A 3087-nucleotide genomic window follows, 5' to 3' on the forward strand; every position below is an offset into this window, starting at 1 on the left:
CTCGTCGTTGACCTCGGCGATGACATGGTGACCCTTCCGTCCGTGGGGGTGACGGACTTCACGAGCATGACCGGCTGCGTGCCCGGAGGCAACCGCGCGAGAGGATGAGTCCATGGCCGAGACCTCCGACACCGACTACCGCCTCGCTCCGGCGTTCGCGGCGCGCCTGGTCGGGCTCGGGCTGGTGCTGCTGGCCGTGCTCGCCTTCGCCTTCACCGCGGCGTCGCTCGTGCTGTCGTGGCCGGCCGACCTGGTCGTGGTCGCCGTCGTCGTCGGCCTGGTGGCCGTCCTCGCCACGGCGAGCTGGCTGCGGTCGCGCGCCTACGTCGTCCGGCTCACCGAGTCGGGCTACCGCGTCCGGTTCGTGCGCGGCGTGGGCGTCGCCGAGGGTCGCTGGGACGAGGTCAGCGAGGCGGCCACCGCCCACCCCCGCGACGTGCCGTGCCTGGTCCTGCGCCGCCACGACGGGACGACCACGTCGATCCCGGTCGAGATGCTGGCGGTCGACCGGGAGCGGTTCGCCGACGACGTACGCACGCGCCTCGACCGCGCCGCCGGACGTCCCTGACGCAACCGATTGGCCCCGTTCCGCGGGTGCCTTGTAGCCTGAGGCCGCTGTCGTGAGTGCAGGGCAGCGAGGAGGCGTCGCCTAGTCCGGTCTATGGCGCCCGCCTGCTAAGCGGGTTTGGGGCTACAACCCCATCGAGGGTTCAAATCCCTCCGCCTCCGCCGCCGGAACGTCCGCCTCCAGCGTTGTCGCTGGGGGCGGGCCGGCGGTGCGCCCCAAGAGGGCGGGAAAGAAATCTGGAAACGCGTGGTTCGCGAGGTTTGGGCCGCCGGGACCCTGGGAACACGACGGTCCGACGCGCAGGTCTCGGACTGCAACTCTTTGCACATCGCTGCAATGCACGAACCTGCACTGCCAAACGTCTGACAACGCAGACCTGGCATCCGACAATACGATCACGGGCCATTCCGTGGGCCCGAGACCCGAAGGTGTGGAACTCATGAAGCTCGCGCGCAAGCTCTCCCTGACCCTGGCCGCCACTGCGGTGGCCACGTCCATGATCGGCCTGGCTGCCCCGGCGGCCCACGCCGGCGACTCCAGCTGGGGTTGCGGCGGCCAGTGCCGCGGCACCGTGTCGGACGACGACACCCCGCCGGCCGACCCGGACCCCGCGTCCGACACGCAGGACCCCGACGCTCCCTGAGCGTCCAGCACCTCGACGACGGCGCCGGCCCCCGCAAGGGGGTCAGGCGTCGTCGTCGTTGACGGGCTCCTGGCCGGAGACCCCGGCCTGGCCCATCGCGTAGCCCAGCTGGAACCGGGTCTCCTGCTCGTACTCCGCCTTGAGGTCGGCGACGTAGCCGGCGTAGGTCCGCGGACTGACGCCCAGGCGCTTGGCGCTGACCGGGTCGGAGTGGCCCTCGATGAGCATCCGGATCGTCATCGCGCGCTGCTCGGCGGCGATGTCCTTGAGCGTGGTCGACTCGCGGTTGGTGAACGGACGGCCGCGCTCCCACGAGCGCTCGAAGATGTCGACGAGGTAGGTCACCACCGACGGCTCCCGGACCGCGACCGCGCTCTTGAGGTCGTCGCTGGCGGGGATCACGGCGACCCGGCGGTCGACGACGATCATCCGGTTGAAGAACTCGTCCAGCGTGCGTACCTCGGCGCCACGCGCGGAGACGGCGGCGACGTACTTGGCCGTGAACGCGCTGCGGCGGGCGCTGTGCTGGTAGAGGGTGCGCATCGAGATGCCGCGCTCGAGCGCCGCCGTGTCGCGCAGGGCGGCCGCGGCGAGTGACGCGGCGTCGCGGCCGGCCTGCGGCTGCGCGGTGAGCATCTCCTCCTCGACCTCGGAGACGAGGCCGGCCAGGAACGGCCCGATCGCGTCGAGGTGGAGGTAGGTGAACGGCCCGCGTGCCTGCGAGAGCGGGGATCGGCGCCACGACTGGCTGAGTGACCCGAACGCGCGGGCCCACTGCGAGGACTCCTCGAGCAGCTGCGCGGCCTGCTGGCTCAGCGGCGAGACGACCCGGGACTGGACCGTGTTGGGGTCCTCGGGGATCCAGCGGTCGACGGTCTTGTCGAGCTGGAGGAGGCCGAGCTCGACGAGCAGCTCGAAGGGCGCCCGGTCGGGCCCGCCCTCGGCCACACGGGCGTCGGCGGCGGCGATGCCCTCGTTCATGACGATCTCGTCGTAGAGGGTCGCGGCGCCATCGGCGAAGAGCGCACGGTCGTCAGGGCCGTACGTCATGTCCCGTGTCCCTCTCGTCCTCGGTGCGCTGTCCCTGGCGCCGGTCCGGTCCTGATCGATGCTACCGACGAGGACGGCCCCCCACCCGCAAACGGGTGAGGGGCCGTCGTACGACGGGTGACGTCGTCAGGACAGGCGGGCCTTGAGGCCGTCGAGCTCGGTCCAGAGGACGGCCGGCAGGTCGTCGCCGAACTTCTCGAACCACTCCTGGATCTGCGGGAGCTCGGCCTTCCACTCCTCGGGGTCGACGGCCAGCGCGGCCTCGAGGGCCTCCGGCGTCATGTCGAGTCCGTCGACGTCGAGCGAGCCCGGCGCCGGCACGTGGCCGATGGGGGTCTCGACCGCGGCGGCCTGGCCGTCGATGCGCTCGACGACCCACTTGAGGACGCGGCTGTTCTCGCCGAAGCCGGGCCACAGGAAGCCGCCCTCGTCGTCGCGGCGGAACCAGTTGACGTAGAAGATCCGCGGCAGCTTGGCCTCGTCGTTGTCCTTGCCGATGTTGATCCAGTGGCTGAAGTAGTCGCCGGCGTTGTAGCCGATGAACGGCAGCATGGCCATCGGGTCGCGGCGCACGATGCCGGTCGCGCCGACCGCGGCGGCGGTCGTCTCGGACGACAGGGTCGCGCCGAGGAACGTGCCGTGCGCCCAGTCGCGCGCCTCGAAGACGAGCGGGACGGTCGTCTTGCGGCGGCCGCCGAAGAGGATCGCGTCGATCGGGACGCCGCGCGCGTCGTCGAACTCGGCACCGAGGATGTCGCCCTGCTTGATCGGGGTGCAGTAGCGGCTGATGGGGTGGCTCGAGTAGAAGTCGGACTCGGGGGTCCAC

General features: G+C 71.3%; 4 protein-coding genes and 1 tRNA gene. 3 read left to right on the forward strand and 2 right to left on the reverse strand.

Going from position 1 to position 3087, the window contains the following annotated elements; all coding sequences use genetic code 11:
• Positions 1-112: 112 nt before the first annotated feature.
• The 3 genes from Q7T52_RS05095 (at position 113) to Q7T52_RS05105 (ending at position 1211) form a co-directional block, all read left to right on the forward strand.
• Positions 113-568 (forward strand): hypothetical protein, encoded by a 456-nt coding sequence (locus tag Q7T52_RS05095; protein ID WP_304800029.1) that lies wholly within the window; start codon positions 113-115, stop codon positions 566-568.
• A gap of 70 nt (positions 569-638) precedes the next feature.
• A tRNA-Ser gene (locus tag Q7T52_RS05100) sits at positions 639-729 on the forward strand.
• 278 nt (positions 730-1007) lie between these two features.
• Positions 1008-1211 (forward strand): hypothetical protein, encoded by a 204-nt coding sequence (locus Q7T52_RS05105; protein ID WP_304800031.1) that lies wholly within the window; start codon positions 1008-1010, stop codon positions 1209-1211.
• A gap of 42 nt (positions 1212-1253) precedes the next feature.
• Here Q7T52_RS05105 and Q7T52_RS05110 read toward each other — a convergent pair whose 3' ends face one another.
• Together Q7T52_RS05110 and Q7T52_RS05115 are read right to left on the reverse strand one after the other, a co-directional pair.
• Positions 1254-2261 (reverse strand): LuxR family transcriptional regulator, encoded by a 1008-nt coding sequence (locus Q7T52_RS05110; protein WP_304800033.1) that lies wholly within the window; start codon positions 2259-2261, stop codon positions 1254-1256.
• Between the two features lie 126 nt (positions 2262-2387).
• A partial coding sequence (locus Q7T52_RS05115; protein ID WP_304800035.1) for a phosphoenolpyruvate carboxykinase domain-containing protein occupies positions 2388-3087 on the reverse strand: 700 nt, incomplete at its 5' end.

This window comes from Nocardioides sp. (genome assembly GCF_030655615.1).
In the GTDB taxonomy this organism is placed as follows: Bacteria; Actinomycetota; Actinomycetes; order Propionibacteriales; family Nocardioidaceae; genus Nocardioides.